Origin of the sequence: Citrobacter sp. C5_2 (genome assembly GCF_014596845.2) — a bacterium.
Lineage (GTDB): Bacteria > Pseudomonadota > Gammaproteobacteria > Enterobacterales > Enterobacteriaceae > Citrobacter > Citrobacter werkmanii.
Window position 1 is genome coordinate 3149550 of sequence record NZ_CP115032.1, and the last position, 12078, is coordinate 3161627.

The 12078-nt window shown below is 46.0% G+C and carries 12 protein-coding genes and 1 tRNA gene; 8 read left to right on the forward strand and 5 right to left on the reverse strand.

The window, feature by feature from the left end:
• The first annotated feature begins 312 nt into the window (after window positions 1–312).
• From dsbA to ICA20_RS15520, 4 genes are all read left to right on the forward strand, one after another.
• On the forward strand, window positions 313–936 hold the full coding sequence (gene dsbA / locus ICA20_RS15505; RefSeq protein WP_038643102.1) for a thiol:disulfide interchange protein DsbA: 624 nt from the start codon (window positions 313–315) through the stop codon (window positions 934–936).
• 206 nt (window positions 937–1142) lie between these two features.
• Window positions 1143–2069: a curved DNA-binding protein gene (cbpA, locus tag ICA20_RS15510; RefSeq protein ID WP_038639512.1), complete on the forward strand. Its 927-nt coding sequence runs from the start codon at window positions 1143–1145 to the stop codon at window positions 2067–2069.
• The gene (gene cbpM, locus ICA20_RS15515) at window positions 2062–2355 is read left to right on the forward strand and encodes a chaperone modulator CbpM (protein WP_038639509.1); all 294 of its coding nucleotides are present in this window, start codon (window positions 2062–2064) and stop codon (window positions 2353–2355) included. Before cbpA ends, cbpM begins: the two co-directional genes overlap by 8 nt.
• 107 nt (window positions 2356–2462) lie before the next feature.
• Window positions 2463–3149, forward strand: a complete 687-nt coding sequence (locus ICA20_RS15520) for a Crp/Fnr family transcriptional regulator (RefSeq protein ID WP_038639506.1) — start codon at window positions 2463–2465, stop codon at window positions 3147–3149.
• 42 nt (window positions 3150–3191) lie between these two features.
• Here the strand turns inward: ICA20_RS15520 and ICA20_RS15525 are convergent, their stop codons facing one another.
• The 3 genes from ICA20_RS15525 to deoD all read right to left on the reverse strand — a co-directional run bounded on the left by ICA20_RS15525 (window position 3192) and on the right by deoD (window position 6024).
• Window positions 3192–4028: an outer membrane protein OmpK gene (locus ICA20_RS15525; RefSeq protein WP_038639503.1), complete on the reverse strand. Its 837-nt coding sequence runs from the start codon at window positions 4026–4028 to the stop codon at window positions 3192–3194.
• A 95-nt stretch (window positions 4029–4123) separates the two neighbouring features.
• Complete coding sequence (tsgA, locus tag ICA20_RS15530; protein WP_038639500.1) at window positions 4124–5278, reverse strand: MFS transporter TsgA; 1155 nt, start codon at window positions 5276–5278, stop codon at window positions 4124–4126.
• A gap of 38 nt (window positions 5279–5316) precedes the next feature.
• Window positions 5317–6024 carry a purine-nucleoside phosphorylase gene (gene deoD, locus ICA20_RS15535; protein ID WP_038639497.1) on the reverse strand — a complete coding sequence of 236 codons (708 nt, stop codon included), beginning with the start codon at window positions 6022–6024 and terminating at the stop codon, window positions 5317–5319.
• A 271-nt stretch (window positions 6025–6295) separates the two neighbouring features.
• Between deoD and ICA20_RS15540 the strand changes: the two genes are divergently transcribed.
• The 3 genes from ICA20_RS15540 to ICA20_RS15550 are packed head-to-tail and all read left to right on the forward strand — an operon-like array spanning window position 6296 to window position 9022.
• On the forward strand, window positions 6296–6658 hold the full coding sequence (locus tag ICA20_RS15540) for a GtrA family protein (protein WP_038639494.1): 363 nt from the start codon (window positions 6296–6298) through the stop codon (window positions 6656–6658).
• Entirely contained in the window at window positions 6655–7578 is a 924-nt protein-coding gene (locus ICA20_RS15545) for a glycosyltransferase family 2 protein (RefSeq protein WP_038639491.1), read from the forward strand. The genes ICA20_RS15540 and ICA20_RS15545 overlap by 4 nt, the downstream gene beginning before the upstream one ends.
• 1 nt (window position 7579) lies before the next feature.
• Window positions 7580–9022: a glucosyltransferase domain-containing protein gene (locus ICA20_RS15550; RefSeq protein ID WP_038639487.1), complete on the forward strand. Its 1443-nt coding sequence runs from the start codon at window positions 7580–7582 to the stop codon at window positions 9020–9022.
• Between the two features lie 244 nt (window positions 9023–9266).
• Here ICA20_RS15550 and ICA20_RS15555 read toward each other — a convergent pair.
• Window positions 9267–9354 (reverse strand) — tRNA-Ser (locus ICA20_RS15555).
• Window positions 9355–9496: 142 nt separating this feature from the next.
• Window positions 9497–11125, reverse strand: coding sequence for an ABC transporter substrate-binding protein (locus ICA20_RS15560; RefSeq protein ID WP_038639484.1), 1629 nt, complete (start codon window positions 11123–11125; stop codon window positions 9497–9499).
• A gap of 269 nt (window positions 11126–11394) precedes the next feature.
• Between ICA20_RS15560 and yccA the strand changes: the two genes are divergently transcribed.
• The gene (yccA, locus tag ICA20_RS15565) at window positions 11395–12054 is read left to right on the forward strand and encodes an FtsH protease modulator YccA (RefSeq protein ID WP_003035917.1); all 660 of its coding nucleotides are present in this window, start codon (window positions 11395–11397) and stop codon (window positions 12052–12054) included.
• Window positions 12055–12078: the final 24 nt, after the last annotated feature.

Below are 12078 nucleotides of genomic sequence, written 5' to 3' on the forward strand. Positions count from 1 at the left end.
CAATAAAAACGCTATATGTGAAATGATTATTCATCATATTTTCAGCATTACTTATTACAATATAACATTGCGGATTAAATAACACCTTAAAATGTTACGCCAGTTATTATTCATTATTTATAAAGGGTGCCCGATAATATTTAACACCAGTACAAAAAAGACACTTCGAATGTACTGCCATGTATTGATGCGTAAATGAAAGTAAGGTTCAGCACATTTTCAATGTGAGTATCGTATTATAGCGTAACGTAATGGACACCCGTTCATTTCAAGAACAACATGTTTAATAAATGTTATTTAGAGTATATGGAAATGAAAAAATATTTATTACCCCTGATTGGATTACTTTTCACAGTCAGCGCTCAGGCCGCAACATTTACCGACGGCAAAGAATTTATCTCACTGGAAAAACCCGTCGCTACAGCACCGGCGGCGCTGAAGTTTTTCTCGTTTTACTGCCCTTCATGCTATCAATATGATGAAGTGTTTAAAGTGACTGATAACGTCAAAAAAGTTCTGCCTGCTGATGTCAAACTCACCGAGTATCACGTCGATTTTTTAGGCCCTTTGGGGCAAGACATGACGCATGCCTGGTCCGTCGCCATTCTCCTGAACGTGCAGGACAAAGTGAAACCATTGCTTTTTGATGCCGTGCAGAAAAAACAAACGATTAAGACAGCAGACGATATTCGTAACGTATTTATCAACGCCGGCGTTAGCGCCAGCGATTATGATGCCGCGTGGAATAGCTTTGCCGTGAAATCACTCACCGCCAAACAACAGGAAATGGCTAAAGCGGTGGATTTAAAAGGTGTGCCTGCCATTTTTATTAACGGTAAATATATGATCAATCCGAAGGGACTGAAATCAGATGACCTTAATTCTTTCGTACAGAACTATGCAGACACGGTCCGCTTCCTGATGACCAAATCCTGATATTTCGCTAATCCGACTATTCGCACCACACAACAGACGCCACCACCTTGCAACGCGCTGTTGGTGGTGCGACGCCAGCATCGTTTATACCGATACCCTTTCTTCCCGGTTGGCATTCGCCGTTATCAGGATTACCCTAAACTTAGCGGTGACACCTTTTGTCAGGGTTCACCTTCTGCAAGTGTTGATTTACACGAGAGAACGCTATGGAATTAAAGGATTATTACGCCATTATGGGCGTGAAACCGACAGACGATCTCAAGACAATCAAGACCGCCTATCGTCGACTCGCCCGTAAATACCATCCTGATGTCAGCAAAGAGCCTGACGCAGAGGCCCGGTTCAAAGAGGTCGCTGAAGCCTGGGAAGTACTGAGTGATGAACAGCGACGCGCCGAGTACGACCAGTTGTGGCAGCACCGCAACGACCCTCAGTTCAACCGTCAATTCCAGCAAGGAGAGAATCAAAACTACAGCGCCGAAGATTTCGACGATATTTTCTCCTCCATTTTTGGTCAGCATGCACACCACACGCGACAGCGCCATGCCAGCCGCGGACACGATATTGAAATTGAAGTTGCCGTATTCCTTGAAGAAACGCTCACTGAGCACAGCCGCACTATCAGTTACAACCTGCCGGTTTACAATGCCTTCGGCATGGTTGAACGGGAAATTCCCAAAACGCTCAACGTGAAAATCCCGGCAGGCGTGGGCAACGGTCAGCGTATCCGTTTGAAAGGCCAGGGTACCCCTGGTGAAAACGGAGGGCCGAATGGTGATTTGTGGTTGGTGATTCATATCGCACCGCACCCACTGTTTGATATCGTCAATCAGGATCTGGAAGTTGTCGTTCCCGTAGCACCGTGGGAAGCCGCTTTGGGCGCGAAAGTGACCGTACCTACGCTGAAAGAAAGCATCCTGTTAACCATCCCTGCGGGCAGTCAGGCCGGGCAGCGGTTACGCATTAAAGGCAAAGGTCTGGTGAGTAAAAAACATACCGGCGATTTGTACGCGGTGATCAAAATCGTGATGCCGCCGAAACCTGACGACAACACAGCCACCCTGTGGCAACAGCTGGCAGATGCACAAAAGACCTTTGATCCGCGCAAAGAGTGGGGAAAGCATAATGGCTAACGTCACCGTCACCTTTAGCATTACCGAATTTTGTCTGTACACCGGTGTATCAGAAGAGGAACTGCATGAGATTGTCGGCTTAGGGGTGATTGAACCCCATGAAGACGAGACCTTTGACGATCATGCCCTGACCGTAATGCGACGCGCAATGCGCCTGCGCCAGGAGCTGGAGCTTGACTGGCCGGGAATCGCCGTTGCGCTGACATTGTTAGAAGAGAACGCGCAGTTGCGTCAGGAAAACCGCGTGTTGCGCCAACGGCTGTCTCGCTTTATCAGCCATCCTTAATACGTCGGGGTCAGCATCGCGCTGGCCCTGCTCACGTTTAATGACATTACTCAACAGATGGCATACAGTCAGAACAAGAAATATCTCAAACCATAAGACGTTAGGCCATGCAGCTAAAACCCCTTACCAAAGGTCGTTTTCACAATATCTGGCAGCAGGATGATGCCTTAATCGAGAAAATATTCCTGGAGTTGCTCTCTGAAACCCAGATTATCCAGGAAGATGAATATCTCTATCGCCAGGGACAAATTGTTGATCGCCTGATTATGGTGCAGTCGGGCAGAATTTCTTTGCGCTACAGCGCTGAGAATGGGCGTCGTTTTCAACTGGGCGCAATGGAATGTGATGAGCAACTGTTTGGAGAAATGGAGTTTTTTACCGGTTACCGCTGCCAACTGGATATCGTAGCCGAAGAGCCGCTGACCGTTGCGGTGTGTAGCTGTGAACGCCTGGAAGAGGCGCTGAACCAACACCCCAGACTGGCGATATTTTTCGCCAGCGCGATGGCCGTTGACTATCAGGATATGTTAGAAATTTTCCTGCACCGGATGCTCTACCCGATCGTACACAACGTCGCGTACGACCTGTATCGCCAGCATCAGAACAAGCAACCGATGGATGGTTTTCATAAAAAATATCAGGAAGCGGAGCGATTCGGCACCACCGACAGGGTATATCGACGGGCGGTAAAAGCGTTGACGGATGCCGGGCTGGTAACGCGCACGAAACAAGGTCTGGAAATTAAGGATCTGGAAGGTTTACGCCAATTTCTCGGCAACGACATCATTGACTGACACACCAACCATTCTGAGTGTTGGTGTGCCGTCGGGTCGCTATCAGAACTTATAGGTGAGATTGAAATAGTGACCAAGACCGGTGGTGCGCCCTGCTCCACCATGGTTTTCCATCAATGCCATATTGCGGAAATACTTCAATCCATAACCTACCGCGTAGTGCTCTGAATGCCAGTAAATGCCGTTATACCATTCAATCGCGTTATTACTGTATAGCGGCTGGTTAGCTATCTTGTTAGCGGCAAACTGATAGTCAAAGTATCCCTGATAATTGAGATAACTGCCGTTGGCGAAGGTATAGAACGGCGTCGACCAGTTGGTCGAGAACATGTAACCATCCCACTTACCTTCGTTATCCGCGCCGTAGTTTTCACGAACGTAGTGTGCATAGATGTTCATTCCCATCATACCAAACCATGGAACCTTAACATCCGTACCTAAACCAACGTAATGTTCAAACAATTCCCGATCGCCAATGTTATTCACCGTCGCGATATAGAATTCGTTAAACGGCCCCACGGATAAATCTTTATTAAAAATAGCATCCAGGGAAAACCGTGGGGAAATCTTGGCGAAGAAGTTATCGCCACCGTGACGGTCGTCCTGCTTGCTGTCTAAAATATCAAAAAAATCGACATAACCATACAGATCGATAATTCCGGAACGTGCACCGAACTCCAGTTCCAGATAGGTGTCATTACGAATACCATACGGTACTTTCGCATCCACACTTTGCATTAAATTCAATTGCATCCAGTTAAAATCATTTTTGCGAATATTGCCATCAGTATAATCAGCCGCAAGGGCTTGCGTGCAGTTGATAGCAAATACAGTACCCAGAACTGTTTTTTTAAGCATTGATATATTTTTCTTCAGCATTTTCAATTCCTTTGAGTAAGGTTGTGAGTCGCCCCACCCGATAAAGGGTGTGGCGGCTGGCTATCTAATTAAGGAGGTAAGCGTTATTACTGTATTTATTTACGTTTGAGTTTGAGTGTCCCCATCAGCATGACGAAGATAATTAAATACAACACCGGTATTGCATACATAATTTTCTGCAGTCCCATCGTTTTTTCCATCAGGGCGCTGATCGCCGGACTAAACATGGCCCCGGCACTACCACTAATTAAAATATATGAAACGTTCTGACTACTCGCGCGCTTCACAAAAGAAACACCATAAGCAATAAAGGAGTTATACAATGCCGCACAGACAAACCCATAACTGTAGGCAAGATAATCAAGCCCAGAGATCTGTTCTTTGGTAACGATAATGGTGGTAATCACACACGCCAGCAGAATAATACTGAGCAGGAAATAATGGATCTTCACCCGGGCAACAATCACGGTAGAGACTAACGCCCCCACCAGCGCAGCCCCCCAGTATTGGGTAATAATATTCCCGGCCTCTTCAAACGGAATACCAAACTTGTTCTTCACAAATAACGGTGCCCAGGTGAGGAAGGTGTACAGCGCCAGCATGCCTAAAAACAGACCTATACCGCCGCTAATAATCCCAGGATTCCACTCTGATTTCACTGCGTCTGTGCGATCCGCCTCAGGAGCCGTTTCACAGGCATTGAAGCGGGTTAGCATCACAACTCCCAGCGTGAGTAAGGCCACTATGCCAACGCTAAGGTAGCTATAACTCCACGACATATTATGCGTCAGGGCAAAGGTAGTGATCAGCGGAAAAACCACGCCCGCCACGTTAAAGGTAGCATCCTGTACCACCAGCATTGTGCTCTGAATGCGATCCTGCCAAACCGAAACCACGATCGTTCCCGCCACGCACAGGCCAATCCCCCCACAGAATCCCACTAAGGCCATGGCGACCATCACCGGCCATAAGCCGGGGCTTACGTGCATCGCCAGCGCGCAGAGGAACACTATCGAGTAGATAATGAGCGTCATACGCTTCACACCAATTTTTTCTATCAGGAAAAAGGCGGCGATAGTCCCGGCTAATGCTCCGCCATTGAGTAACGAAAATATCGAGGCGACAGTATTTACATCGGCACTGTAGCGTACTGCAATCGGTTCAATCAGCATGCCGAACTGACTGGCAAACCCTGCCATTATAAAATTTGCCAGAAAACTAATCAGCGTAAGTGCTATTTTATTCTTCATATAATGCCATCTCTGATTGGTTCAATTAGAAGTCAGGGCTAAGCCGTAACGGCAGTATTTAGCGCCAGCTCAATCATATTTTTAAAGGTTAACTGTCGTTCTTCAGCCGTTGTTTCTTCTCCTGTCAGACAATGATCGGATACGGTTAAAATAGCCAGTGCTTCAATACTAAACTGATGCGCCAGGGCATAGAGTCCTGCCACTTCCATATCCACCCCCAGCACACCGAAGTTTTCCAGTGCCGGAATTAAATTTTCGTCAGGATCATAATAAAGATCGCCACTGAAGACGTTACCGACCTTAATATCGATTCCGGCCTTTTGTGCCAACATCCACGCCTGCTGTAATAGTGGAAAATGTGCAGACGTCGCCATTGCGTAGCCCGCGCTACGTTTTAAATTTGTAACGGAATCCGTTCCGGCAGCGACGGCAAGGATAATATCGCGCATTTTGACATGATGTTGAGTTGCCCCCAGGCTACCGACGCGAATAATTCTCTGCACGCCAAAGTCATGTATCAGTTCATGGGCATAAAGCGTCATTGAAGGAATGCCCATTCCGTGCCCCATTACCGAAACGGGTTGTCCAAAATAAAGACCGGTATAGCCCAACATATTGCGCACATTGGTAACTTCGCGGTAATCTATTAAATAGTTTTCGGCAATAAATTTCGCGCGTAGCGGATCGCCCGGCATAATCACAGTTGGCGCAAAATCACCCGGTTTAGCATTAATATGTGCAGTCATAACAATTCCTGAATTATGGGTATTGAAAATATGCAGGGATTGTAACCAGACGTTTGCAGGGGATTGAGGACAAAAGTCCTGCTCAGAGGATCGGCCTCTCATTTCTGAGAGTTAGTGTTGCAGTCTTGTGGCTCAGCGGAAAACCGCGCCCCCGGCACAGTCGCTCGGAGGTATCGCAAAACAAGCCTCTGCGAAAGGTCAGAGTCGAGGTGTCGATCTCGTTTTGCATCAATGTTAAACTCGCACACTTTCTATTAGACCTTTCTTAATTATGATAAAGCTACTTTCACGCTACATTTCCGTAGGGATTGTAAACACGGCATTACATTGGGCGGTGTTCGGCATCATGGTATACATCATGAAAAATGACCAGGCTGTGAGCAACGTGGTGGCGTTTTTGATAGCTGTGACATTTTCATTTTTTGCCAACGCAAAATTTACATTTAGTGCAAAAGCCACCAGCCGGGGGTATGTGCTATTTGTTGGATTTATGGGGCTACTGAGCTTTATCTCTGGTCAGGTCTCCGATCACTACAACATTTCCCCTCTCATAACGTTGATAGAGTTCTCCTGTATCAGCCTGGTATGTGGCTTCTTATACTCAAGGTTCATTGTTTTTAGGGATCCGAAATGAAAATCTCTCTGATTGTGCCGGTGTTCAATGAAGAAGATACAATACCTATTTTCTACAACACGGTGCGTGGGCATGAAGAACTAAAAAAATATGATGTCGAAATTGTGTTTATCAACGACGGTAGCAAAGACGCTACAGAATCAATCATTAATGCTCTCGCCGTATCTGATAAGCTCGTCGTCCCCATTTCATTTACGCGCAACTTTGGAAAAGAACCAGCAATTTTTGCAGGCCTTGAGCGTTCCTCTGGTGAAGCAGTTATTCCGATCGATGTTGACCTACAGGATCCAATCGAAATAATTCCATTGATGGTCGATAAGTGGCTTGCGGGTGCAGATATTGTGCTGGCAAAGCGTGCAGACCGCTCCACGGATGGAAAACTGAAGCGTAAAACCGCTGAGTGGTTCTATAAATTACATAATAAAATAAGCGATCCGAAGATCGAAGAAAACGTTGGTGACTTTAGACTTATGTCCCGCGATGTAATTGATAACATCAAACTCATGCCGGAACGTAATCTCTTTATGAAAGGTGTGCTTAGCTGGGTCGGTGGCAGTACTGATGTTGTTGAGTACACACGAGCAGGACGCATTGCTGGTAAATCAAAATTTAATGGCTGGAAATTGTGGAATCTTGCCCTGGAGGGTATTACCAGTTTCTCAACGTTCCCATTGCGGATATGGACCTACATTGGTTTTTTTGTAGCCGCCGTATCCTTCTTGTTCGGTGCATGGATGATTATAGACAAGATTTTTTGGGGAAATCCGGTTGCGGGATATCCATCTATTATTGTTTCAATCCTTTTCCTGGGTGGTATTCAGTTAATTGGTATCGGTGTGCTCGGTGAGTACATAGGTAGAATCTACATCGAAACCAAACAACGGCCACGCTATATAGTTAAAAAACAAGACAGGATTTAAAATGTTCTCCAGATACGATAAAAAAGCATTGTTTATTTACTCAGGATTAGCCCTGTTGTTTATCTATCCCTTAATCCAGGCAGGCATATATTATAGAGATGACTTAGATAGATCTATAACTGGATATTACGGCTGGCGTGGTTTAGGTCGACCTTTTGCAGATATTTTAACAAGGTTTTTTTCTGCCAGTGGGCACTATAACCTTGACCTGTTTCCTTATACAATGCTCGCATCATGTATTTTCTTAGGTGCATCTTCGCTTGCGCTCAGTAAGCATCTGTTTAAATCAGACATTTCGAACGCAAATATGGTGGCAGCACTTTTAATATTCAATCCATTCATTTTGCAGAATATTGCGTACAGATATGATAGTCTCGGAATGTCGATTGCCTTTTTCCTTGCGGTGATTGCATATACCTATAAAAATAAAAACCAGAGGATAGAGATTGCAACAAAATTAGTAACTGGCGTATTATCTTTAACCTTATATCAACCATGTGCCAATATTTTTATTGGCTTGCTTGCAATTGATGTAATCATCATCGCAACAAAAAAAGATATAAAGATCAAGGGATCGATATTTTTCTTATGCAAGAAAACAATTTTATTCGCATCATTTTTTCTTATCTATATGCTTTTCTTCTCGCCCAAAAATAACTCTCGAGCAGAATTAATACATCCAGACCAGAGTGGATTGGAGCATCTGGCCAAAACATTAATTGCTTTAAAAGAAATGGTTCTTTCTTATCTCTATCACCCGGTTTACATTTACTTCGCAATCCCAATACTTATCAGTTGCGTGTTTATGCTCATTGCTTACCGTACTAATATTAAGCAAATAGCAACATTTATTTTGTATGGAGCTATCTCCTTTTTAATATTCATTATTTCACTTATGGGACCAACATTATTGCTTCAGGACGCACCAGTACTTCCCCGTACTTTAGTCTCGTTTTCAGTTATACTGGTTATAATTGCTATACCGATTATGCGTTTCGCTCCTCGTTTTAAATACGCTGCACTGATCCCAGTCATTGCTTCGCTTGCTTTTAGCGCTCAATTAAGCAACGCTATGAAGTCACAACAAGAATATGAAGATTTTGTTTTTAACATGATTGCGCAAGACATTGCCTCTCATAAAGACATCGCCTCCATTGGTACTGTAGGCCAATTGAATAAAAATGAAAGAGCAAAGTTATTAATAGATAATAAACCACTTATAGGCTATTTCGTTTTTCCCGCCACTGAGTTTTTAGCGTCATATCAATTGGTCAACAAAGGGTTCACGCAAACCCTTCATGGTTATGGGGATGAGCAAGAAAATAAAAACAGACTATCTGATATGATAAAAAAAGGTATTAAACCGGTATCATCAAATGAATATTATACATTATTCATTTCGGACAACAACGCCATCGTGTTTTTAGGAAAATATAACAATTAATTATTACCAGCCCTCACACTTAATGTTGAGGGCTTTATTTTCGAAGAGTCAGCAGCAATCATATCCAGCGAAAAAGAAGTTACCCTGGGCTCGCCTGGGCTGAAGTGGTAAGTATGGTGGTTACTCGGTTATTCCATTCCCTTGCCAATTTCAGGGAACGTAACAGCACGTACTCTCACAACAACAGGTTCAAATTTTCCTTATAAGCAAAAGGGGTTGCCTTTCGGCAACCCCTTTTCATGTTTGGCGGAAGCGTAGAGATTCGAACTCTAGAACCCTTTCGGGTCGCCGGTTTTCAAGACCGGTGCCTTCAACCGCTCGGCCACGCTTCCAATGAGGCGCACTATAAACATCCCGAACGGACCTGTAAAGTACCAATGTGTTCGTTTGCCTGAAAAACAGCCAAAATAGTGTTAATCGACTGAAATAAAAACAAATTGGCCATTTATTCAGCACAAATAGCGGCTGCCACGCTTAATGTTTTTTGATGTACATATCTTTGGTGTAGTAATTTCCGCGGTTATCCGGCGCAAATCCTCCTACCCACGGCTTCACCAGATGTGTGCGAACATAGTGATAAATCGGAATAGCAGGTACATCCTCACCTAACAGATCTTCAGCCTGCTGGTAGTCTTTACCTCGCTCTTCCAGTGAACTTGCTTTCGCTGCATTATGCATCGCTTCATCAAAGGCGGGGCTACTGTACCCGGTGGTATTCTCACTGTCCCCGGTGCGGAAAATATTGAGGAAACTAGAGGCATCGTCATAGTCGGCTATCCACGCATAGCGCACAATGTCAAAATTACCGGTGTGCATAGTATCCAGCATGGTTTTCCATTCCTGATTTTGCAGCTTCACCTCAACGCCAAGATTTTTCTTCCACATTGACGATGCGGCAATCGCAATACGCTGGTGCGTTTCGAAGGTGTTGTAGAGCAGGTTTAAGCTCAGCGGATGGTCAGGACCATACCCGGCCTCCGTGAGCAGTTTTTTAGCTTCAGCAATGCGTTTGTCGAGTGGCCACGACGCATACTCTGGCGCATGCAGTTGTACCCCACCTATTTCAGGCTGGCTGATAACCCACGCCGCACGTTGCCCCTGGCCCATTACCTTTTGCGCAATGATGTCTTTATCCAACGCCATATTCAGCGCCCGACGCACGCGCGGGTCATTAAAGGGCGCTCTGGTCGTATTGAACTGATAGTAATAGGTTGAAAGCTGAGGCGAGACATGGAGTTCATCGCCCATGGTCTTTTTCAACTGTGCAAACTGATTGACCGGTACGCTATACACAATGTCAATCTCACCCGCCTTATAGCGGTTCACGTCAGCAGACTCTGAACTAATGGGCAGGTAAGTGACTTTATTAATGACCGTGTGCCGATCGTCCCAGTAATGCGGGTTACGCTCGGCAACAATGCGCTCATTGACCACCCACTGCGATAATTTGTACGCTCCGCTGCTGACAATATGCTCTGGGCGGGTCCACTTATCGCCAAAACGGCCAATCAGCACTTTATCGAGCGGGACCAACGACGGGTGCGCCAGCATCGCCAGAAATGCCGCCGTCGGTTGCGTTAGGGTAATTTCCAGCGTGGTATCATCCAGGGCCTTGACCCCTAGCGTAGCGGGATCTTTGTTACCCTGAGCAATATCGACCGCGTTCGCCACGTGCATATTGCCCAGATACGAGGCATATGGTGAAGCCGTTTGCGGCGAGACCAGGCGCTGCCAGCTCCAGACGACATCCTGTGCGGTGATAGCCGATCCATCCGACCAGGTTATGCCCGGACGTAAATGAAAGGTCCAGACGGTGTTACCTTTATTCTCCCAGGAGGCGGCAAGACGGGGTTCAATAGACCCATCCGGCTTAACTGCCACCAGACCGTCGAACATATCGCTGATTAAATTAAACTCCACGTTGCTTTCGACTTTATGCGGATCCAACGACGCCGGTTCGCTGCCGTTGTTTCTGACCAGCTCCTGTTTTTCTGCAAGTACTGCTCCTGCCGGAACATTTGCCGCCCTCGCCGCGCCGTTTACCGACATCAAACAGACAGCCAACAGCGTAAATGTAAATCTCTTCGTTTTATCTTGAGCCATTCCCTTTACCTTATTGCTCTGTTTATGATGACACCGCTGTCACTGTCAGAGAGAAACGGGAATAACGCAATATTTTTCAGTAACCTGGCCGATATCTAACAGGCATTTTTACACATACAGTGCTAACATCTGATTCGGGAGCTTTTGCTGAAATAATATGCTTAAGCCTGGCGGGTTAAACTGCGTAAAGATGGGTAAAACCGCTGTGTCATTCCCCTTGATTTCATTATCCTTCATCATTAATTACATCTGTCATAAGAGAGTGACTCATGGATCGTATTATTAGTTCTTCGCGCGATCGTACATCGCTACTCAGCACACATAAGGTGCTGCGCAACACCTATTTCCTGCTCAGCCTGACGCTGGCGTTTTCAGCGATCACCGCGACCGCCAGTACGGTGCTGATGCTGCCTTCTCCGGGACTGATCCTAACGCTGGTGGGTATGTATGGTCTGATGTTCCTGACCTATAAAACGGCGGATAAACCCGTTGGTATTCTGTCAGCTTTCGCTTTTACCGGCTTCCTGGGCTACATTCTGGGGCCAATTCTGAATACCTACCTGTCTGCAGGTATGGGTGACGTTATCGGCATGGCGCTGGGTGGTACGGCGCTGGTCTTCTTCAGTTGCTCTGCGTATGTGCTGACCACACGGAAAGATATGTCCTTCCTCGGCGGGATGCTGATGGCAGGTATCGTGGTTGTGCTGATCGGTATGGTTGCGAATATCTTCCTGCAACTGCCGGCACTGCATCTGGCGATCAGCGCGGTGTTTATTCTGATTTCTTCAGGCGCAATCCTGTTTGAAACCAGCAATATCATCCGTGGCGGTGAAACCAACTACATCCGCGCCACTGTTAGCCTGTACGTTTCGCTGTACAATATCTTCGTCAGCCTGCTGAGCATTCTGGGCTTCGCCAGCCGCGATTAAGCAGCATCACTGATACGAAAAAAG

Excerpts from the sequence above, each read along its gene's own strand:
- dsbA (WP_038643102.1), top strand. The coding sequence starts at position 313 with ATGAAAAAATATTTATTACCCCTGATTGGATTACTTTTCACAGTCAGC.
- cbpA (WP_038639512.1), top strand. The coding sequence starts at position 1,143 with ATGGAATTAAAGGATTATTACGCCATTATGGGCGTGAAACCGACAGAC.
- cbpM (WP_038639509.1), top strand. The coding sequence starts at position 2,062 with ATGGCTAACGTCACCGTCACCTTTAGCATTACCGAATTTTGTCTGTAC.
- ICA20_RS15520 (WP_038639506.1), top strand. The coding sequence starts at position 2,463 with ATGCAGCTAAAACCCCTTACCAAAGGTCGTTTTCACAATATCTGGCAG.
- ICA20_RS15525 (WP_038639503.1), bottom strand. The coding sequence starts at position 4,028 with ATGCTGAAGAAAAATATATCAATGCTTAAAAAAACAGTTCTGGGTACT.
- tsgA (WP_038639500.1), bottom strand. The coding sequence starts at position 5,278 with ATGAAGAATAAAATAGCACTTACGCTGATTAGTTTTCTGGCAAATTTT.
- deoD (WP_038639497.1), bottom strand. The coding sequence starts at position 6,024 with ATGACTGCACATATTAATGCTAAACCGGGTGATTTTGCGCCAACTGTG.
- ICA20_RS15540 (WP_038639494.1), top strand. The coding sequence starts at position 6,296 with ATGATAAAGCTACTTTCACGCTACATTTCCGTAGGGATTGTAAACACG.
- ICA20_RS15545 (WP_038639491.1), top strand. The coding sequence starts at position 6,655 with ATGAAAATCTCTCTGATTGTGCCGGTGTTCAATGAAGAAGATACAATA.
- ICA20_RS15550 (WP_038639487.1), top strand. The coding sequence starts at position 7,580 with ATGTTCTCCAGATACGATAAAAAAGCATTGTTTATTTACTCAGGATTA.
- ICA20_RS15560 (WP_038639484.1), bottom strand. The coding sequence starts at position 11,125 with ATGGCTCAAGATAAAACGAAGAGATTTACATTTACGCTGTTGGCTGTC.
- yccA (WP_003035917.1), top strand. The coding sequence starts at position 11,395 with ATGGATCGTATTATTAGTTCTTCGCGCGATCGTACATCGCTACTCAGC.